Below are 18,536 nucleotides of genomic sequence, written 5' to 3' on the forward strand. Positions count from 1 at the left end.
TTTGTTTTGATCTGGCGCGATAGAAACTCGAAATCATGTTCGGCGGCGGCACGCCGGCTCATTTTGCGCGGTAGGCATTGATGGTAAAAAGATCCGAGACCCCCGCACGGCTCGACGATGCAGCGCGTGCCGGCTGGCTTTATTACGTCGCCGGGCGCACGCAGGATGAAATCGCCGCGGCGATGGGCATCTCGCGGCAATCGGCGCAGCGGCTGGTGTCGCTGGCGGTCGCCGAGCGCCTGATCAAGGTGCGGCTCGATCATCCGATCGCCGCCTGCCTGGAGCTCGGCAGTCAGCTGCGGCGGAAGTTCGGGCTGAAACATGTGGAGGTGGTGCCGAGTGATCCCGCGTCGTCGTCGACGACGGTCGGTATCGCCGAGGCGGCCGCGGCGGAGATCGAGCGGTGGCTGAAACGGCCGGAGCCGATCGTCCTCGCCATCGGGACCGGCCGCACGCTGAAGGCGGCCGTCGACCAGCTTCCGGCGATCGAATGTCCCAATCACCGCATCGTTTCGCTGACCGGCAATATCGCCCCGGACGGATCTGCGGCCTATTACAACGTCATCTTCAGCATGGCCGATGCTGTGAAGGCGCGACACTATCCGATGCCGCTGCCGGTGCTCGTCACCTCGGCTGAGGAGCGGGAGCTGCTGCACGGCCAACAGCTGGTGCGCTCGACGCTTAACATGAGTGCGCAAGCCGATGTCACCTTCGTCGGCATCGGCGAGCTCGGCATCGATGGGCCGCTCTGCGTCGACGGTTTTCTGGAGAAGGACGAGATGATGGAGCTGATGCGCGGGGGTGCTGTCGGCGAAATCTGCGGCTGGATCTTCGATGTCGACGGCAGGTTGATCGACAACCCGATCAACGAGCGCGTCGCGTCGGCGCCGATCCCGTCTCGCGACGCATCGATGGTCATTGGGCTGGCCAAGGGCAAACGCAAATTCAAGGCGATCAAGGCTGCCGTTGTCGGTCATCAAATCAATGCTTTGATCACCGATGAAGAGACTGCTGAGTTTTTGCTCAGGAGTTGAGCAAAAAATATCATAGTCAAATCAATTGGATGAGTGATCTCTTCGGCATCGCAGCAACGATTGCCGATTGACATTCTTTATCATTTGTTGAGTAATTGCCCATGAGCGAAGCGAATGCTCACACCCCATCTTCTGGGAGGAAGATTATGACATTGAAAACTTTTCTGCTGGGCGCCTGCTCAGCACTGGCGTTTGCCGGCATGGCTTCGGCCGAGACGCTGACAATCGCAACCGTGAACAACGGCGACATGATCCGGATGCAGAAGCTGACGGATGATTTCAAGGCGAAGAATCCCGGCATCGACCTTGAATGGGTAACCCTCGAAGAGAACGTGCTGCGCCAGAAGGTCACGACCGACATCGCGACCAAGGGCGGCCAGTACGACGTCTTGACGATCGGCACCTATGAAGTTCCGATCTGGGCAAAGCAGGGTTGGCTGGTACCGCTCGACAATCTCGGCGCCAATTACGACGTCGACGACCTGCTGCCGGCGATCCGCAGCGGCCTGACCATGGACGGCAAGCTCTATGCGGCGCCGTTTTACGGCGAAAGCTCGATGGTCATGTACCGCAAGGACCTGTTCGACGCTGCCGGCCTGAAGATGCCGGACGCCCCGACCTGGGACTTCATTGCCGACGCTGCCCGCAAGATCACCGACAAGGACAAGGAAGTCTACGGCATCTGCCTGCGCGGCAAGGCCGGTTGGGGCGAGAACATGGCCTTCCTGACGGCCATGTCCAACTCCTTCGGCGCCCGCTGGTTCGATGAAAACTGGAAGCCGCAGTTCGATCAGCCCGAATGGAAGGACACGCTCGACTTATACGTCAAGCTGATGAAGGATGCCGGCCCTCCGGGCGCATCCTCCAACGGCTTCAACGAGAACCTGGCGCTCTTCCAGACCGGCAAGTGCGGCATGTGGATCGATGCCACCGTTGCCGCATCCTTCGTCAGCAACCCGAAGGAATCGACCGTCGCCGACAAGGTCGGCTTTGCGCTGGCTCCCGACAAGGGTCTCGGCAAGCGCGGCAACTGGCTGTGGGCCTGGAGCCTTGCCATCCCGGCAGGTTCGCAAAAGGCCGAAGCCGCCGAGAAGTTCGTCGCCTGGGCCACGAGCAAGGACTACACCAATCTCGTTGCCGAGAAGGAAGGCTGGCTGAATGCACCTCCGGGCACCCGCAGCTCGCTCTATGCGAATGCCGAGTACCAGAAGGCGGCTCCCTTCGCCAAGACGACGATCGACTCGATCAACGCGGCCGATCCGAGCAAGCCGACCGTCAAGCCGGTCCCCTATGTCGGCGTCCAGTTCGTGGCGATCCCGGAATTCCAGGGCATCGGCACGGCGATCGGTCAGCAGTTCTCGGCAGCCCTTGCCGGCCAGCTTTCGGTCGACCAGGCCCTGAAGAGCGCACAGCAGCTGGCCACCCGCGAAATGACCAAGGCCGGCTACATCAAATAAAGCCTCCCGAGCAAGAGGCGGATCCTTGACAATCCGCCTCTCTGGGCCGCCGATTGCCCGAACTGCATCGGCGGCCGCTTTTTTTCCAGACAAAGCTGCCTTGCGGCCGCTCCCCGCTTCAGTCCAGATCGGTGATTGCCATGGCAACGTTACATACCCGCTCCTCCGCGCGCCTGATGATTGCGCCTTCCGTGCTGCTCCTCTTTGCATGGATGATCGTCCCGCTGGCGATGACGATCTACTTCTCGCTGCTGAACTACAATCTGCTCAGCCCCGGCATGGAAAGCTTCGTCGGTTTTCTGAACTATCAGTACTTCCTGACGGATCCTGCCTTCTTCGCCGCGCTGATCAACACGCTGCTGCTTGTTGCCGGCGTGTTGTTGATCACCGTCATCGGCGGCATCGCCTTTGCGCTGTTGCTCGACCAGCCGATGTACGGCCAGGGCATCGTGCGCATTCTGGTGATTGCGCCGTTCTTCGTCATGCCGACGGTGGCGGCGCTGGTCTGGAAGAACATGTTCATGAACCCGGTCAACGGGTTGTTTGCCCATCTTGCCAAGGCGCTCGGCCTGCAGCCGATCGACTGGCTGGCCAATGCGCCGCTGTTTTCCGTCATTCTGATCGTCGCCTGGCAATGGCTGCCCTTTGCCACCCTCATCATGCTGACCGCGCTGCAGTCGCTCGACGAGGAGCAGAAGGAAGCCTCCGAGATGGACGGCGCCGGGCCGATCTCGAAATTCATCTACATCATCCTGCCGCATATGGCGCGCGCCATCACCGTGGTGATCCTGATCCAGACGATCTTCCTGCTTTCGGTCTTCGCCGAGATCCTCGTCACCACCAATGGCGGACCTGGCACCGACAGCACCAACCTCACCTATCTCGTCTATGCCCAGGCGCTGCTGCAGTTCGATATCGGCGGCGCATCGGCCGGCGGCATCGTGGCTGTTATCCTCGCCAATATCGTCGCGATCTTCCTCGTGCGCCTCGTCGGCAAGAATCTGGAGGCTTGAGATGGCCAGAAAAGTCACAACCAAGCGTAAGCTCATCGTTACCGCGATCGCCTGGACGCTCGGCATCCTGATCTTCTTCCCGATTCTGTGGACGTTTCTGACCAGCTTCAAGTCGGAAGCCGACGCCATCGCCTCGCCGCCGCAGTTCCTGTTCTTCCACTGGACGACGGAGAACTATGCCGAGGTGCAGAGCCGCTCGAACTATCTCGGCCACTTCATGAACTCGGTGATCATCTCCTTCGGCTCGACGCTGATCGGCCTGATCATCGCCATTCCGGCCGCCTGGGCGATGGCGTTTTCGCCGACCAAGCGGACCAAGGACGTGCTGATGTGGATGCTGTCGACCAAGATGATGCCGCCGGTCGGCGCGCTGATCCCGATCTACCTGATGTTCCGCAATTTTGGCCTGCTCGACACGCGTACCGGCCTGGTGATCGTGCTGACGCTGATCAACCTGCCGATCATCGTCTGGATGCTCTACACCTACTTCAAGGAAATCCCCGGCGAGATTCTCGAAGCGGCTCGCATGGACGGGGCGTCGCTGATGAAGGAGATCGTCTACGTGCTGACGCCGATGGCGGTGCCGGGCATAGCCTCGACGCTGCTCTTGAACATCATCCTTGCCTGGAACGAGGCGTTCTGGACGCTCAACCTCACCGCCTCGAAGGCAGCGCCGCTGACGGCCTTCATCGCCTCCTATTCCAGCCCCGAGGGCCTGTTTTACGCCAAGCTCTCGGCGGCATCGACGATGGCGATCGCGCCGATCCTGATCCTTGGCTGGTTCAGCCAGAAACAACTCGTCCGCGGCCTGACCTTCGGCGCTGTGAAATAACATAAAAGGGAGAGAAACATGGGCAGCATTACCCTTCAGAAGGTTTCCAAGGTCTTCGGCGAAGCCAAGGTCATCCCTTCGATCGATCTCGATATCAAGGACGGCGAGTTCGTCGTCTTCGTCGGCCCGTCGGGCTGCGGCAAGTCCACGCTGCTCCGGTTGATCGCCGGGCTCGAGGACGTCTCCGCCGGCAAGATCGTCATCGACGGCAGGGACGCCACCGAAAAGGCGCCGTCTGAGCGCGGGCTTGCCATGGTGTTCCAGTCCTATGCGCTTTATCCGCATATGAGCGTGCGCAACAACATCGCTTTCCCGCTGAAGATGGCCGGCATCGACAAGGCGGAGATCGATCGCAAGGTGAGCGATGCCGCCCGGGTGCTGAACCTCACCGACTATCTCGAACGCAAGCCGCGCCAGCTGTCGGGCGGCCAGCGCCAGCGTGTTGCGATCGGCCGCGCTATCGTCCGTCAGCCTTCGGCCTTCCTGTTCGACGAACCGCTGTCGAACCTCGATGCGGCGCTGCGCGTCAACATGCGCCTCGAAATCAGCGAGTTGCATCAGCAGTTGAAGACGACGATGGTCTACGTCACCCACGACCAGGTGGAAGCCATGACCATGGCCGACAAGATCGTCGTCCTGAACAGGGGCAATATCGAGCAGGTCGGATCGCCGCTCGAGCTCTACAGCCACCCGCGCAACCTCTTCGTCGCCGGCTTCATCGGATCGCCGAAGATGAACTTCATCACCGGCCAAAACGCCGCCGCGCTGAACGCCCATACCATCGGCGTCCGGCCCGAGCATGTGCTGCTGTCGATGGAAAGTGGCGACTGGAAGGGCAGGGTCGTGGTCGCCGAACATCTCGGTTCCGACACCTTCCTGCACATCGATGCCGAGGGCATCGGCATGCTGACGGCGCGCGGCAGCGGCGATTTCGCCGCCAAAGCGGGCGATACCGTCTTCCTGACGCCGGACCGTTCGCGTATTCACAAATTCAACGAGGGCGGCCTTGCCATCTGAGGCAGGCGGCCGGGCTGGGGGCAGGCATGCGAGCCGGGCGATGGCGCCCCGGCCGTCTCGGCAAGACCTTCAAGAGGACTGAAATATGACGTGCAAACTATCGCTGGCAACGCTTTCGGATGTGGCGCGCACTGCTGCCATTCCTGGATATGACAGGGCATCGCTGAAAGCCGGCATCGTGCACTTCGGCGTCGGCAACTTCCACCGTGCCCATCAGGCGATCTATCTCGACGATCTCTTAAACGCGGGAACGGATCACGACTGGGCGATCGTCGGCGCCGGCGTGTTGCCGTCGGATGCCGCAATGCGCGAAAAGCTTGCGGCGCAGGATTTCCTGACGACGGTCGTCGAACAGGACAACAACAAGACTGCGGCGCGCGTCACCGCGCCGATGATCGACATCCTGCCGGTCGGCGATGCCGCTGCGATCATCGGCAGGCTTGCCGACCCCGAAATCCGCATCGTTTCGATGACGATCACCGAGGGCGGTTACTTCATCGATGCATCAGGCACGTTCAATCCAGCCCATCCGGCAATCGCCGCTGACGGAGAGAACCCCAACGCGCCGAAGACGGTGTTCGGCCTGATCGTCGCCGGCCTGAAGGCGCGCAAGGACAAGGGCATTAGGCCCTTCACCGTCATGTCCTGCGACAACATTCCCCATAATGGCATCGTCACCGCCAATGCCGTGGTCGGTACGGCGGCCCTTTCGGACTCTGCCTTTGCCGACTGGATCCGGGCGAATGTCGCCTTCCCGAACGCCATGGTCGACCGTATCACGCCGGCGACCAGCCAGCGCGAGATCGATTTCCTCAGGGACAATTTCCAGATCGAGGACAGTTGGCCGGTCTACTGCGAGGAATTCAAGCAATGGGTGCTCGAGGATAAGTTCACCGCCGGCCGGCCGGCGCTGGAAAAGGTCGGCGTCACCTTCGTTGCCGATGTCACGCCTTACGAGCATATGAAGATCCGCATCCTTAACGGCGGGCATGCCGCGATCGCCTATCCGGCGGCGCTGATGGACATTCATTTTGTGCATGATTCCATGGAAGACCCGTTGATCCGCGCCTTCCTAGCCAAACTCGAGAAAGACGAGATCATTCCGATCGTACCGCCGGTGCCGAACACGTCGCTGACGGATTATTTTGCGCTGATCGAACATCGCCTGCTCAATCCGAAGATTGCCGACACCATTCCGCGGCTGGCGCAGGACGGCTCGAACCGCCAACCGAAATTCATCCTGCCGTCGACGCTCGACAATCTGAGTCGGGGCAGGGACGTCGTCGGCCTGGCGCTGGTTTCGGCACTCTGGTGCCGTTATTTCGCCGGCAAGACCGACAGCGGCAAGGATATCGTCTTCAACGATGCGAGCGCAGCGCGCCTGCATGCCGCAGCGCTGAAAGCCAAGGACGATCCTTCGGCCTTCCTCGTCTTCGACGATATTTTCGGCGAAGTGGCGAAATCCGAACTTTTCCGCAAGCGTTTCGCCCATGCTCTCAAAACCCTGTGGGAAAAGGGCACGCGGGAGACGCTACAGCTCTATCTCGATGGCAAGCTCGCAGTGTAAGGAATCCGGATGGCGGTACCTATTGCTGCCATTCATCCGGCCTTGCGAGTGAAGCGGGACGGCAACGAGTCCGAATTGAACTCAGGTTGGGTCTTCCATGGCTGATGCTGAAACACGGCTGGTCATCTTCGATTGCGATGGCGTACTCGTCGACAGCGAGCCGATCTCGATCAGCGTGCTCGTCGGGGCGATGAACGATCTCGGCGTCTCGATCACCGAGGACCAGGCCTATGGGCGCTTTCTCGGCCGCAGCCTGTCGACCCTCATCGATACGCTGGAAACCGAATTCAACGTCCATGCCGACGAGGAATTCCTCGAGCGTATCCGCATCGAACTCTACGCCCGTTTTCGCACGGAACTGAAGCCGATCGACGGTATCGCCGCGGCGATCGATGGGCTTGGCATTCGCTGTTGCGTTGCCTCCTCCAGCCAGATGGAACGGATCCGGTTGTCGCTGTCGGTGACCGGGCTTCTCGATAAGCTGCCCGACATCTTCAGCGCAACGATGGTCAAGCGCGGCAAACCGGCGCCCGATCTCTTCTTGCATGCGGCGCGTGAAATGCAGGTCGAGCCGGCTCATTGCCTTGTCGTCGAAGACAGCCCGGCCGGCATTGCTGCCGCCAAGGCGGCAGGCATGACGGTCTTTGCCTTCACCGGCGGATCACACGCCAATTTCGCCGGATACCGTGCCGAACTCGACCGCCTTTCGCCGGAAGTCGTGTTTGACGCCATGCCGGATTTGATACACCTTGTCCGCAACCATAAGCTGGACGGGACCAAGACTTGATGCGTGATCATGTGGTTGCGGTGGATATCGGCACGGGCAGCGCGCGCGCCGGCGTCTTCGATGCACGCGGCCGTCTCCTCGCCAAAGCCGAGCATCCCATCGTGATGAACCGGCCGCGCGAAAACCATGCCGAGCACGATTCCGAAGATATCTGGTCGGCCGCCTGCACGGTAGTGCGCAGGGCGATGGAGCAATCCGGCATCGCCGCCGCCTCGGTCGGAGCGATCGGCTTCGACGCCACCTGTTCGCTCGTCGTCCGTGACATCGAGGGCCGGCAGCTCAGCGTTTCCACAGGCGGCGAGAGGCATTTCGACACGATCGTCTGGCTCGATCACCGGGCGCTGAAGGAAGCCGATTTCTGCACGGCGACGCAGCACGGGGTGCTCGAACATTCCGGCCACGTGATGTCGCCGGAAATGGAAATGCCGAAGCTGATGTGGCTGAAGAAAAAGCTGCCCGCCACATGGGAAAAGGCCGGCTACTTCTTCGATCTCGCCGATTTCATGACGTGGAAATCGACCGGATCGCCCGCCCGTTCGCGCTGCACGCTGACGGCGAAGTGGAACTATCTCGCCCATCTCGAAAGGGGCTGGCAGCAGGACTTCCTGGAGAAGATCGGCCTCGAGGATCTTCAGGCGCGTGGCCACCTGCCGGAGGAGACTACGCCTGTCGGAGACAGCGTCGGCCGGCTGACTGAGGAAGCGGCAGAAGCGCTGGGGCTGACTGTGGACTGCCGAGTCGCTGCCGGGATGATCGACGCCTATGCCGGCGCACTCGGCGCGCTCGGCGGCTATGCCGCAGATCCTGTCAAACGCGAGCATCAGCTGGCGCTGATTGCCGGCACGTCGAGCTGCATCGTTACCTTCTCGCGGGAGCGCAAGCCGAGCCATGGCATGTGGGGTCCCTATTACGAGGCAGTCTTCCCGCAATCCTGGCTGGTGGAGGCCGGGCAATCGGCGACCGGCGCGCTGCTCGACCACATCGTGCGCATGCATGCGGCCGGCGGTGAGCCGACGGCGGCGCTGCATCAGAGGATCGTCGCGCGCATCGCCGAATTGCGGGCCGAGGAGGGCGATGCCTTCGGTGCGCGGATCTTCGTGCTGCCGGACTTCCATGGCAACCGCTCGCCGCTCGCCGATCCGCATGCGGTCGGCGTCGTCAGCGGGCTGACGCTCGATACGTCCTTCGACGGGCTCTGCGCGCTCTATTGGCGCTCGGCGGTGGGGATTGCGCTCGGCATCCGCCATATTCTGGAAATGATGAAGGAATACGGCTACATGCCCGATACGCTGCATATCGCTGGCGGGCACGTGAAGAACCCAGTGTTGATGGAGCTTTATAGCGATGCGACCGGCTGCAAGGTCGTGGTGCCGAAGATGAACGAGGCAGTGCTGCTCGGCACGGCGATCGCAGCCTCTGTCGCCTGCGGCTTGTACAAGGATCTGGCGGCGGCCGGCGAGGCGATGTATCCGGGCACCGACGAACGGTTTCCCGACAAGGCGAAGCAGGCGCTCTACGACCGCGACTACCGTCGTCTTCTCGCCATGCACCGGCACCGCGCCGAATTGGAAACGATGCAATAGAGGGCCGCGTCTCAGACTCGCTAAGAGCGCTCTATCATTTGAATCTGCGCCTAATCTTTATAGATCAGTGGTTCGCCGTCTCGCCGAGAACGGTCGCGAATTCCATCATGCGGCGGCGGCGAAGTGCCGCCTCTTCTCCGACTTGGAGGATGACGGATTCCGACAGGCAATCGAGCAGTGCGATCAGCGGTGGAAGATTGTCGAGATCGGGGGCGCGAGCGGGCGGCAAGGGCAGCATGACGTTCGACTGGTCCGCCATCCAGTCCGCTTGCTGCGGCGAAATGAGCACGACCTTATAGCCGTAGCGCCGCGCCGTTCTGGCAAGCAGCCGCGCCTTGGCGAAGCGGCGGCAGTCGATGATGACGAGCAGCGCGTCGTCGACCGCCAGCCGGGCGAAGAGTTCGGCAAAACGGTTATCGGCGGCGTCGAGCGTGCGCACGCCGTCCCGGGCTTGCGTCAGCCGCTGGCAGAAATGATTGGCCAGGCTTGCGAGCCGCGCATGCGTGGCGATCGACACTTCGCGGGCAGTGCTGATCATGCCGACGGCTTCCGACCAGTTCGGCTGCGCCGTCAGATGATAGATATGATGGAGGGCCTGGATCTGTTCGGCAACCAGCACGGCGAGCGGTTTGCCCTCCGCGGCGTCGGCATGCAGCTCGCTCATGGCGCTCTGCAACTGCGCCGGCGATGTCGTCACGGTCTCGCGAATCTCCACCTTGACGCTGTCCAATCCCTGATAACCGAGCGCGCGCAGGAAGCGCCCGACGGTCATCGGCGAGAGATCCAGCCTGTCAGCAACGGACGCAGCCGTCTCGAACGGCAGGTCGTTCAGATGTTCGGTGAAATATTTCGCGATACGGCGTTCGGCCGGTGTGCCGGTTTTTGCGTATTGCCTGAGTTTTTGCACAAAGTCTTCCACGTCAGCCTCCCCGTCTTCCTCAGAGGCGTTCCGTGGATGCGCTGTTGCGACCCCTTGTCTTTGCAACTATTTCGGAAGCTGCTTCTCAGGCCCGTGCGTATTTCATATATGCCACAATATTATATTAGTATTTAGTTTTCGACAAGTTTTCTATTACTGAATGCAATTTTATTCTCTCTTGTCGATGGCCTGCATCTTTCCTACATCTTCGGCGCAACCGGAGACGCCTGAGACATGATTCTTGACGCCGCTCGACTTTCGCTCGCCAATCTGTTCGCATCGGAAACGCGCACTGTCTTCTGGAAGGTGCTGGGCCTGACGATCCTCGTGCTCGTCGGCCTCTGGTTCGCGCTACGCGGGGCCTTCATGGCCTTTCTCTTTCCCTGGCTCACGAGCTTCTTTCCCGATATGCCGGATTGGGCGGGGTGGTTCGCTCTCATCTTCGCAATCCTTGCCGGTATCGGCCTTGCCCTCATGCTGGCGTTGCTGCTGTCGCCGGTGACGGCGCTGATCGCCGGCCTGTTTCTCGACGACGTGGCCGATGTCATCGAAAAGCGCGACTATCCCAAGGACGCGCCGGGCACCGCCATGCCGCTCGGTCCGGCGTTGGCAAGCTCGATCAAGTTCCTCGGCGTGGTGATTCTCGGCAATATCGTGGCATTGCTGCTGCTGTTCATCCCCGGCGTCAATCTGGTCGCGTTCTTTCTGGTGAACGGCTATCTGCTCGGACGGGAATTCTTCGAATTCGCCGCCATGCGCTTCCGTTCGCCGGATGAGGCGCGGCTCTTCCGCGCCAAGCATGCCTCCACCGTCTTTCTCGGCGGGCTGATGATCGCCCTTTTCCTGGCGATCCCGATCGTCAATCTTCTGACGCCGCTTTTTGCCGCCGGCATGATGGTGCATCTGCACAAGTTGGTTTCCGCTAAGGATCCCGGTTTGCGCGCCTAAACTAAGGCTCAGCCGGGCAGGGCGGAGGCGTCGTACATCGCCGCAAATTCGGCGCTCGGCGGGATCGGCTTGATGATGTCGATCAGCACGCCGTTCGGATCGGCGGTGATGAAATGCCGCTGGCCGAAATCCTCGTCGCGGATTTCTCTCAGAATCGGCAGGCCGGCGTTCCGGCAGGCCGCATAGATCGCATCGACATCGGTGACCTCGAAATTCAAGAGCAGGCCGGACACCCTGCCGCGGGCTATGGCCGGGATGGTCTCGTGGCTGCCGTCAAGGATGGCAAGCGCAATATGCTCCTCCTCTGCCGATTGCAGGTGAACATACCAGTCGCTTTCGAACAGAGCTTTGAAGCCGAAATGCGCGCAATAGAAGCTGGCGGTGCCGGCAATGTCGTCGGTCATGATGACAGGATAATAGCTCGTCGATTTCATCTCTTTTTCCTCCTTTTTTGTTTACATACAATCTGTATGTTTTTCACCATTAACATACATTCTGTTTGTATGTAAAGAGATGTGCATGAGCCGCAGCAATCGCGAGAGAACGGAGCAGACGAGACAGGCACTGATCGAGGCCGGTCGGCGTCTCTTCGTGGAAAAAGGCTATGCCGAAACCGCGACGCCGGAGATCGTCGCGGCGGCGGGAGTGACGCGTGGCGCGCTCTACCATCATTTTGAAGACAAGAAGGCGCTTTTTCGGGCGGTTATCGAATGCGAGGCGCGCGCGGTGGCCGCGGCGATCGAGGCGCGCTCGGCGTCCTACGACGCGCCGCGTGCCATGCTGATCGCCGGTGCATCGGCCTATTTCGATGCGATGGCGGCGCCAGGGCGCACGCGGCTGCTGCTGATCGAGGCACCTGCCGTTCTCGGCCCGCTGGCGAGTGCGACGATCGATGCAGAGACTGCGGAAGCGACGCTGCGGGCAGGGCTGGCAGCGATGCTTCCGGAGGCCGGCGCTATGCTCGAACCGCTGTCGTCGCTGCTATCGGCGGCCTTCGATCGCGCGGCGATCGCGATCGAGACAGGCGCTGAAAGGCGGCATTACGAGCAGGCGATCGCTGTCCTACTCGACGGCCTCGCCGATCACTTGCGGCGGTAGCTCGACCAGCGGCGCCTGCACATCCCAACTCTTCTCCGGCGATTTGCAGAGATCGGCGATGATACAGCGCTCGCATTCGGGCCGGCGCGCCTTGCAGGTGTAGCGACCGTGCAGGATCAGCCAGTGATGGGCGTGATAGAGGTAGTGGTTCGGGATCACCTTCATCAACCGCGCCTCGACCTCGTCTGGCGTCTTGCCGGGGGCAAGCCTGATGCGATTGGCGATGCGGAAGATGTGCGTGTCGACGGCCATCGTCGCCTGGCCGAAGGCCATGGAAAGCACGACATTGGCGGTCTTGCGGCCGACGCCCGGCAACCTCACCAGTTCGTCGCGCGTCTCCGGCACCTTGCCGCCGAATTGGTCGACCAGCATCTGCGAGAGTGCGATGACGTTTTTCGCCTTGTTGCGGTAGAGGCCGATCGTCCTGATGTAGTCGCGCAGCCGCTCTTCGCCGAGATCGAGCATCTTTTCCGGCGTATCGGCAACCTTGAAGAGCGCGCGCGTAGCCTTGTTGACGCCAACATCGGTCGCTTGCGCCGAAAGCGCCACGGCGACGACAAGCGTGAAGGGGTTGGTGTGCTCGAGTTCGCCTCTCGGTTCCGGCCGCTGCACCGAGAAGCGGCGGAAAATTTCCTCGCGCTCGGCCAGCGAATAGGCCGTGCGCACCGCTGCCGCCGGTTTGCGGCGGGCGATGACATTCGCATCCTGCGGCGTCTTGGCAACGGATTTGAGTTTCGAATTCGCCATGGAAACTCTATAATCGGCAGCCATGATGGAAAGCAACGCCGACAGCTTCAATGAGCAGCCTGTTTTCGCTGCCGAGCTCTTTCCCCACCGGTCGCTCGGCCGCCGGGGCTTCAAGGTGCTGCTTGTCCTATCCGGTGCCGTCTGCCTGCTTTACGGCACCTTCTTCATCGCGACGGGGGCCTGGCCGATCGGCTTGTTCTTCGGACTGGATTTCGCGCTTCTCTACGGCGCCTTCTGGCTGAATTACCGCTCCGGGAAAGCGCGCGAACAGGTGACGGTATCGCGTACGGACGTGTCGGTGCGCAAGTTTGCGCCCTCGGGACGGATGGTGGAGCATCATTTCAATCCGTTCTGGACGCGCTTCCTCGTTCGCCGGCACCAGGAGATCGGCATCCTTTCCATGCATATCTTCGGCGAAGGCCGGCGCACGGATATCGGCTCCTTCCTCAATCCCGATGATCGCGAAAGCTTCGCCAAGGCCTTCAAGGGAGCGCTGGCGACGGTCAAGCAGCGGATCTGAGCTAGAGCGGTTCAGCTTTCACGAAAGCGCAGAACCGCTCTAGCTTTTGTCTTTACGCAATTCCCGGCAAAAGCGCTTCGCGCTTTGCCTGGCATTGCTCTATCCGGCGGCTACGCAAGAATCGGGTGGTTTGCTCACCGCCTATTGACTATCTCCTGGTTACAAGGAGAAAGACGATGAATATGATTGCCAACCTGCAGACAGACATCACGCCTGACGGCCCTGATTATGACATTGTCCGGCGGGTGATCGAACTCATCACCGAGGATTACCGCGACCAGCCTTCGCTGGAGGCGATCGCGGCGCGGCTCAACCAGTCGCCGACCCAGCTGCAGAAGACCTTCACCCGCTGGGCCGGGCTATCGCCCAAAGGCTTCCTGCAGGCGGTGACGCTCGACCACGCCAAGCGGCTGCTGCGCAAGGAAGACATGCCGCTGCTCGAGACTTCGATCGAGGTCGGCCTCTCCGGGCCGAGCCGCCTGCACGATCTTTTCGTCACCCATGAGGCGATGTCGCCCGGCGAATGGAAGGCCAAGGGCGGTGGTCTCATCATCCGCTACGGCTTCCACATCTGCCCCTTCGGCGTGGCGCTGATCATGGTGACCGACCGCGGCCTTGCCGGCCTTGCCTTCAGCGATTCCGGCGACGAGAGGGCTTGCCTCGAGGATATGACCTGCCGCTGGCCGAACGCCGAATATGTCGAAGACCTGCAGGCGACGGTTCCCTACGCCGCCCGCATCTTCGAGCCCGGCAAATGGTCCTCCGACCAGCCGCTGCGTGTCGTGCTGATCGGCACGGACTTTCAGGTGCGCGTCTGGCAGAGCCTGCTGAAAATTCCGTTCGGCAAGGCCGCCACCTATTCCGATATCGCCAACGATATCGGCCGGCCGACGGCGCAGCGCGCCGTGGGCGCGGCGGTCGGGGCAAACCCGATCTCCTTCGTGGTGCCCTGCCATCGGGCGCTCGGCAAGAACGGGGCGCTGACGGGCTACCACTGGGGCCTCACCCGCAAGCGGGCGATGCTCGGCTGGGAATCGGCGAACGCCTGAGGGGTTTCCCCGGGTAGAGCGGTGAGTCGGTCGTGGCTTATCGCCCCGACCGGTTGGTCCTTTCGTCGCTCAACCCCAACTGCTTGTCAGTGCCGACCGGGGTCGAGCCAGGGGTCTCGACCCGTCCTTCGGACCCCCGCTGGGGAGAAGAGACGGGTGCCGAGGTTTCTGCCAATTCCAGCAACGCCCGTGCCGCACTTTCATCGGTGATCAGCGTGTTGCAGCCGATGCGCTTGATCGTCGCACGGATCGCCACGGCCCGATGGGCGCCGCCGGAGGAGAGCACGATGTGTTTTGCCTCCTTCAGCGTATCGAGATCGACGGACATCACGCGCCGATTGATCGAGTGGTCGACCGAATTGCCGTCCTTGTCGAGGAAGTTGAACATCGTGTCGCAGACGCAGCCGGCATCGATCAATTCCTGCAGCTCGGCCTTCGAGATCCAACCCTCCGACAGCGAGGTCGAATGCGGGCCGATATCGCCGCAGCTGACGATCGCCAGATCGAGATTCTCGGCGAGGCGGTAGATCGTGTCCAGCCCGCATTTCTCGATCAGATTGCGCTTGGTCTCGATGGAATCGACGAGAAGCGGCGCCAGGAACATGTAGCACTCGGCGCCGAGCTGATTTGCCAGCCGCCATGTGTAATCGATCGGGTTCGTCTGATGCACGGCGACGATGCCGCCCAGCAGCGAGACGACCTTGCAATTGGCGCGGCGCGGCGGCCGGAAGCTCGACAGCGAGGCGGTCATGGTGCGGCCCCAGCCGACGCCGATGGTGTAGTCGTCGGGGATGGCCTCGGAGAGAAACTGGCCAAGCGCCAGGCCGACATTTTTAGCCAGCGAATTAACGTCACCATTGACCGGCGCAGGGACGACGATCGCCTCGTCGAGGCAGTAGGCGCGTTCCAGCTTCACCGAAAGTTCAACGCAGTCGCCGATCGAATCGTTGATCCAGATCTGGACTTCGCTGCGCTTCATCGCCTCGTCGAGCAGACGGATCACCGTGGTGCGGCTTATGCCGAGCTGTTCGGCGACGTCCTTCTGGGTCAGGCCCTCGTTGTAATAGAGCCATGCCGCCCTTAGCCGTAGCGAGGATGCCTCCGAATAGGCCGTGTGCGTGCCGCGTTTGAGCTTGACCACATCTCCTCCGCACGATTGCCTGCCTCCTGCATAATTCCTTAAATCGGGATCGAGTTAAGGATAAAATTATGCAGTAATTCAAAGTGTTACAGCGTCCTTTGCGTCCGAAAAGACGCGCGGCGCTGTAATCCCTGATAGGATGAAAGGCCTTAACGACGCTTTTGTTGCCGGGGATAATGACGGGTGTGACACTTATGTCAATTGAAATGCACAAATGTCCTTGACTTTTCGTAAGGCAAATGGCGATAGTCCGGGTGACATACGTCGTTCTTGTCCGTCCGAGGAGGACATAGTGCGGGCATGCCGAAAGTCACGACCGGCCTTCCAGCCGCAAGCAGTATTGCTTGCGTGCGAGCAGCTGTTCGTTCGCGGCCGGAACACGGCCACTGTCCTTCACGTTTATGAATCATCCGTGACGGATGCGCGCATTTTCGCCTGCAGCATACAAACAACCTGTCGGTAGATCACCTTTGCCCGGCGGAACTCGCGCCGGTCGCAGCCCAAGTTCAACAAGGATTATTGACCATGACATCCAAGCTTGACCAACTCCGCGAGATTACCACCGTGGTCGCCGATACCGGCGACATCGAGGCCGTCGCCCGCCTGAAGCCGGTCGATTGCACGACGAACCCGAGCATCGTGCTCAAGGCTCTCGGCACGCCGATGTTCGCCGACGCCATCAAGGAAGCCGTCGCCTGGGGCAAGAAGCAGGGCGGCAATTCCGAAGCCGTTTCTTCCGCCGTCGCCGATCGTCTCGCCATTTCCGTCGGCGCAGCCCTGGTGAAGCTCGTCCCGGGCCGCGTCTCGACCGAAGTCGACGCCGATCTTTCCTTCGATACCGAGGCTTCGCTTGCCAAGGCGCGCGCAATCATCGCCGCCTACAAGGATCGTGGCATCGGTCAGGACCGCATCCTCATCAAGCTCGCTTCCACCTGGGAAGGCATCCGCGCTGCGGAAGTGCTGCAGAAGGAAGGCATCGACTGCAACCTGACGCTTCTCTTCAGCAAGGCGCAGGCGATCGCCTGCGCCGACGCCAAAGTGTTCCTGATCTCGCCCTTCGTCGGCCGCATCCTCGACTGGTACAAGAAGTCGACCGGCAAGGACTACACTGCCGAAGAAGATCCGGGCGTCATCTCCGTCCGTGAAATCTACAACTACTACAAGGCGAACGACATCAAGACGATCGTTATGGGCGCCTCCTTCCGCAGCGCCGGCGAAATCGAAGCCCTTGCCGGCTGCGACCGCCTGACCATCAGCCCGAACCTGCTCGACGAACTCGCCAAGGATGACGGCAAGCTGGAGCGCAAGCTCTCGCCGGAGAGCCGCAAGCCGGATCCGAAGGTCTCCGTCGACGAGAAGACCTTCCGCTGGATGATGAACGAAGACGCGATGGCTACGGAAAAACTTGCCGAAGGCATCCGCGCCTTCGCCAAGGATCTCGGAACGTTGCGCACCATGGTGCAGAAAGAACTGCAGCTCGCCGCCGCCTGATAGGGCGCGGCATGCAATCGGAGGCGCGGCTGCCGGCTGGCAGGCGCGCCTTTTTCATGCTGTTATCAAGGGCATATGCTGTCGGAGACCGATATGGCGGGTGAGGAACGGGCAAATTCGCTTGCGGCATTTGCCTACAAGCATGCGAGCTTCATCATCGCCGTTGTTGCCGGACTGGTGGTCTTCTTGGCTCTGACCTCGCGCGAAGTCAGCGCCGGTAATATCTTGTTCGGCTGGAATGTCAGCGCCGGCGTTTTTGTCGCGCTTAGCTGGCGCAAGATGCTGCGGGCGACGGTTGAAAGCATCCGGAAACGCTCGGCGGATCTCGATTTCTCCGACACCGTCCTGTTGGCTCTGTCAATCGGTGCCGCACTTGCCAGCATTGCCGGGATCGGCCTCGAGCTTCATTCGATCAAGGAGGCCGCACCTGACGTCGCGCTGGCGCGGGCAGGTGTTGCGGTTCTGACGATCCTGATCTCCTGGATCTTCCTGCATACGCTCTTCACCATCCACTATGCCCATTATTTCTATGGCGGGGCGGACGAGGAGGGCGGGCTGAAGTTTCCCGACGGGATCGCAGAGCCCGGCTACTGGGATTTCCTCTATTTCTCCTTCACCATCGGTGTTGCCGCACAGACGGCGGATGTCGCGGTCAGTTCGACCAGCATGCGCAAGCTCACGCTGTTGCATGCCGTGCTGTCGTTCCTGTTCAATACGACGATCCTGGCGCTTGCGATCAACGTCGGGGCGAGCCTGCTATAATGTGCGGTGCTCGCGGGGCTGCGAGGATCTGAGGAACTGATTGCATGAGCGGGCCGAACCGCCTGCTCTTCAAACCGGAGGGTATGATGGTAAACGCCTCTAGCCGGCCCCAACTGGCCGATCTCGTTCTTCTCCTCGGCAGGCTTCTGCTGTCGCTGATCTTCCTGCACGAAGCTTGGACGCTCGCGGTAGATATCCCGGCGACCATCGACATTTTCGCAAAACTGGGGCTGTCGGCGCCGTTGGCACTTGCCACCATCGCCCTTCAGATCGGCGCCGGTCTTTCCGTCGCGGCAGGTTTCTTCACCCGGCTTGGCGCATTGGCACTGGCACTCTTCTGCCTGGCGACCGCCTTGCTCTTTCACACGAATTTTGCGAGCCAGAACGAACTGCTGCATTTCGAGAAGGACCTGGCGATTGCCGGCGGCATGTTCGTGCTCTCAGCTTCGGGTGCGGGATCGATATCGATCGACAAGCTGCTGAGAAAGCGAACGAACAGAATGCGTCCTTGGCTCAGAGCAGTATTGTCGTAAGCATGCGCCGAAGCGATATCATCTTGAAAGACCACGTA

18 protein-coding genes and 1 pseudogene are annotated in these 18,536 nt (G+C 61.1%); 15 read left to right on the forward strand and 4 right to left on the reverse strand.

What is annotated here, in order from left to right:
* The first annotated feature begins 80 nt into the window (after positions 1 to 80).
* From G9X64_RS17525 to G9X64_RS17560, 8 genes are all read left to right on the forward strand, one after another.
* Positions 81 to 1,034 (forward strand): sugar-binding transcriptional regulator, encoded by a 954-nt coding sequence (locus G9X64_RS17525; RefSeq protein ID WP_168310096.1) that lies wholly within the window; start codon positions 81 to 83, stop codon positions 1,032 to 1,034.
* Positions 1,035 to 1,180: 146 nt separating this feature from the next.
* On the forward strand, positions 1,181 to 2,491 hold the full coding sequence (locus G9X64_RS17530) for an ABC transporter substrate-binding protein (protein WP_171377064.1): 1,311 nt from the start codon (positions 1,181 to 1,183) through the stop codon (positions 2,489 to 2,491).
* A 140-nt stretch (positions 2,492 to 2,631) separates the two neighbouring features.
* The gene (locus tag G9X64_RS17535; protein WP_017989489.1) at positions 2,632 to 3,504 is read left to right on the forward strand and encodes a carbohydrate ABC transporter permease; all 873 of its coding nucleotides are present in this window, start codon (positions 2,632 to 2,634) and stop codon (positions 3,502 to 3,504) included.
* Between the two features lies 1 nt (position 3,505).
* On the forward strand, positions 3,506 to 4,336 hold the full coding sequence (locus G9X64_RS17540; protein WP_017989488.1) for a carbohydrate ABC transporter permease: 831 nt from the start codon (positions 3,506 to 3,508) through the stop codon (positions 4,334 to 4,336).
* An 18-nt stretch (positions 4,337 to 4,354) separates the two neighbouring features.
* Positions 4,355 to 5,353, forward strand: coding sequence for an ABC transporter ATP-binding protein (locus tag G9X64_RS17545; RefSeq protein ID WP_168310098.1), 999 nt, complete (start codon positions 4,355 to 4,357; stop codon positions 5,351 to 5,353).
* Between the two features lie 85 nt (positions 5,354 to 5,438).
* A complete protein-coding gene (locus tag G9X64_RS17550) occupies positions 5,439 to 6,920 on the forward strand; it encodes a mannitol dehydrogenase family protein (protein ID WP_171377065.1) in 1,482 nt (493 codons plus the stop codon).
* A 97-nt stretch (positions 6,921 to 7,017) separates the two neighbouring features.
* On the forward strand, positions 7,018 to 7,707 hold the full coding sequence (locus tag G9X64_RS17555) for an HAD family hydrolase (protein ID WP_171377066.1): 690 nt from the start codon (positions 7,018 to 7,020) through the stop codon (positions 7,705 to 7,707).
* The gene (locus G9X64_RS17560; RefSeq protein WP_171377067.1) at positions 7,707 to 9,290 is read left to right on the forward strand and encodes an FGGY-family carbohydrate kinase; all 1,584 of its coding nucleotides are present in this window, start codon (positions 7,707 to 7,709) and stop codon (positions 9,288 to 9,290) included. Before G9X64_RS17555 ends, G9X64_RS17560 begins: the two co-directional genes overlap by 1 nt.
* A 64-nt stretch (positions 9,291 to 9,354) precedes the next feature.
* On the opposite strand, the gene G9X64_RS17565 is transcribed toward G9X64_RS17560, so the two are convergent.
* Positions 9,355 to 10,209, reverse strand: a complete 855-nt coding sequence (locus G9X64_RS17565) for a MurR/RpiR family transcriptional regulator (protein ID WP_168310102.1) — start codon at positions 10,207 to 10,209, stop codon at positions 9,355 to 9,357.
* A gap of 234 nt (positions 10,210 to 10,443) precedes the next feature.
* Between G9X64_RS17565 and G9X64_RS17570 the strand changes: the two genes are divergently transcribed.
* Complete coding sequence (locus G9X64_RS17570; protein WP_171377068.1) at positions 10,444 to 11,157, forward strand: sulfate transporter family protein; 714 nt, start codon at positions 10,444 to 10,446, stop codon at positions 11,155 to 11,157.
* A gap of 8 nt (positions 11,158 to 11,165) precedes the next feature.
* On the opposite strand, the gene G9X64_RS17575 is transcribed toward G9X64_RS17570, so the two are convergent.
* A complete protein-coding gene (locus G9X64_RS17575; protein ID WP_168310104.1) occupies positions 11,166 to 11,591 on the reverse strand; it encodes a VOC family protein in 426 nt (141 codons plus the stop codon).
* 85 nt (positions 11,592 to 11,676) lie between these two features.
* Between G9X64_RS17575 and G9X64_RS17580 the strand changes: the two genes are divergently transcribed.
* Positions 11,677 to 12,255: a TetR/AcrR family transcriptional regulator gene (locus G9X64_RS17580; protein WP_168310105.1), complete on the forward strand. Its 579-nt coding sequence runs from the start codon at positions 11,677 to 11,679 to the stop codon at positions 12,253 to 12,255.
* On the opposite strand, the gene nth is transcribed toward G9X64_RS17580, so the two are convergent.
* Positions 12,220 to 13,026: an endonuclease III gene (gene nth / locus G9X64_RS17585; protein ID WP_171377069.1), complete on the reverse strand. Its 807-nt coding sequence runs from the start codon at positions 13,024 to 13,026 to the stop codon at positions 12,220 to 12,222. The genes G9X64_RS17580 and nth overlap by 36 nt on opposite strands.
* Between nth and G9X64_RS17590 the strand changes: the two genes are divergently transcribed.
* Both G9X64_RS17590 and G9X64_RS17595 read left to right on the forward strand, forming a co-directional pair.
* Entirely contained in the window at positions 13,025 to 13,522 is a 498-nt protein-coding gene (locus tag G9X64_RS17590) for a DUF2244 domain-containing protein (protein ID WP_168310107.1), read from the forward strand. The two genes, nth and G9X64_RS17590, sit on opposite strands and share 2 nt — an antisense overlap.
* A gap of 176 nt (positions 13,523 to 13,698) precedes the next feature.
* Positions 13,699 to 14,571 (forward strand): methylated-DNA--[protein]-cysteine S-methyltransferase, encoded by an 873-nt coding sequence (locus tag G9X64_RS17595; protein ID WP_171377070.1) that lies wholly within the window; start codon positions 13,699 to 13,701, stop codon positions 14,569 to 14,571.
* 133 nt (positions 14,572 to 14,704) lie between these two features.
* Here G9X64_RS17595 and G9X64_RS17600 read toward each other — a convergent pair.
* Positions 14,705 to 15,712, reverse strand: a pseudogene (locus G9X64_RS17600) (sugar-binding transcriptional regulator); the annotation flags it as partial.
* A 525-nt stretch (positions 15,713 to 16,237) separates the two neighbouring features.
* Here G9X64_RS17600 and tal point away from each other — a divergent pair.
* The 3 genes from tal (at position 16,238) to G9X64_RS17615 (ending at position 18,498) form a co-directional block, all read left to right on the forward strand.
* Positions 16,238 to 17,203 carry a transaldolase gene (gene tal, locus G9X64_RS17605; protein WP_171377071.1) on the forward strand — a complete coding sequence of 322 codons (966 nt, stop codon included), beginning with the start codon at positions 16,238 to 16,240 and terminating at the stop codon, positions 17,201 to 17,203.
* A 93-nt stretch (positions 17,204 to 17,296) separates the two neighbouring features.
* Positions 17,297 to 17,965: a DUF1345 domain-containing protein gene (locus G9X64_RS17610; RefSeq protein ID WP_171377072.1), complete on the forward strand. Its 669-nt coding sequence runs from the start codon at positions 17,297 to 17,299 to the stop codon at positions 17,963 to 17,965.
* Positions 17,966 to 18,048: 83 nt separating this feature from the next.
* Positions 18,049 to 18,498, forward strand: a complete 450-nt coding sequence (locus G9X64_RS17615; protein WP_171377178.1) for a DoxX family protein — start codon at positions 18,049 to 18,051, stop codon at positions 18,496 to 18,498.
* Positions 18,499 to 18,536: the final 38 nt, after the last annotated feature.

The organism is Rhizobium sophorae, assembly GCF_013087515.1.
In the GTDB taxonomy this organism is placed as follows: domain Bacteria; phylum Pseudomonadota; class Alphaproteobacteria; order Rhizobiales; family Rhizobiaceae; genus Rhizobium; species Rhizobium sophorae.

Excerpts from the sequence above, each read along its gene's own strand:
- G9X64_RS17560 (WP_171377067.1), top strand. The coding sequence starts at position 7,707 with ATGCGTGATCATGTGGTTGCGGTGGATATCGGCACGGGCAGCGCGCGC.
- G9X64_RS17615 (WP_171377178.1), top strand. The coding sequence starts at position 18,049 with ATGATGGTAAACGCCTCTAGCCGGCCCCAACTGGCCGATCTCGTTCTT.
- tal (WP_171377071.1), top strand. The coding sequence starts at position 16,238 with ATGACATCCAAGCTTGACCAACTCCGCGAGATTACCACCGTGGTCGCC.
- G9X64_RS17580 (WP_168310105.1), top strand. The coding sequence starts at position 11,677 with ATGAGCCGCAGCAATCGCGAGAGAACGGAGCAGACGAGACAGGCACTG.
- G9X64_RS17575 (WP_168310104.1), bottom strand. The coding sequence starts at position 11,591 with ATGAAATCGACGAGCTATTATCCTGTCATCATGACCGACGACATTGCC.
- G9X64_RS17550 (WP_171377065.1), top strand. The coding sequence starts at position 5,439 with ATGACGTGCAAACTATCGCTGGCAACGCTTTCGGATGTGGCGCGCACT.
- G9X64_RS17595 (WP_171377070.1), top strand. The coding sequence starts at position 13,699 with ATGAATATGATTGCCAACCTGCAGACAGACATCACGCCTGACGGCCCT.
- G9X64_RS17535 (WP_017989489.1), top strand. The coding sequence starts at position 2,632 with ATGGCAACGTTACATACCCGCTCCTCCGCGCGCCTGATGATTGCGCCT.
- nth (WP_171377069.1), bottom strand. The coding sequence starts at position 13,026 with ATGGCTGCCGATTATAGAGTTTCCATGGCGAATTCGAAACTCAAATCC.
- G9X64_RS17525 (WP_168310096.1), top strand. The coding sequence starts at position 81 with ATGGTAAAAAGATCCGAGACCCCCGCACGGCTCGACGATGCAGCGCGT.
- G9X64_RS17590 (WP_168310107.1), top strand. The coding sequence starts at position 13,025 with ATGATGGAAAGCAACGCCGACAGCTTCAATGAGCAGCCTGTTTTCGCT.
- G9X64_RS17540 (WP_017989488.1), top strand. The coding sequence starts at position 3,506 with ATGGCCAGAAAAGTCACAACCAAGCGTAAGCTCATCGTTACCGCGATC.
- G9X64_RS17530 (WP_171377064.1), top strand. The coding sequence starts at position 1,181 with ATGACATTGAAAACTTTTCTGCTGGGCGCCTGCTCAGCACTGGCGTTT.
- G9X64_RS17555 (WP_171377066.1), top strand. The coding sequence starts at position 7,018 with ATGGCTGATGCTGAAACACGGCTGGTCATCTTCGATTGCGATGGCGTA.
- G9X64_RS17610 (WP_171377072.1), top strand. The coding sequence starts at position 17,297 with ATGGCGGGTGAGGAACGGGCAAATTCGCTTGCGGCATTTGCCTACAAG.
- G9X64_RS17545 (WP_168310098.1), top strand. The coding sequence starts at position 4,355 with ATGGGCAGCATTACCCTTCAGAAGGTTTCCAAGGTCTTCGGCGAAGCC.
- G9X64_RS17570 (WP_171377068.1), top strand. The coding sequence starts at position 10,444 with ATGATTCTTGACGCCGCTCGACTTTCGCTCGCCAATCTGTTCGCATCG.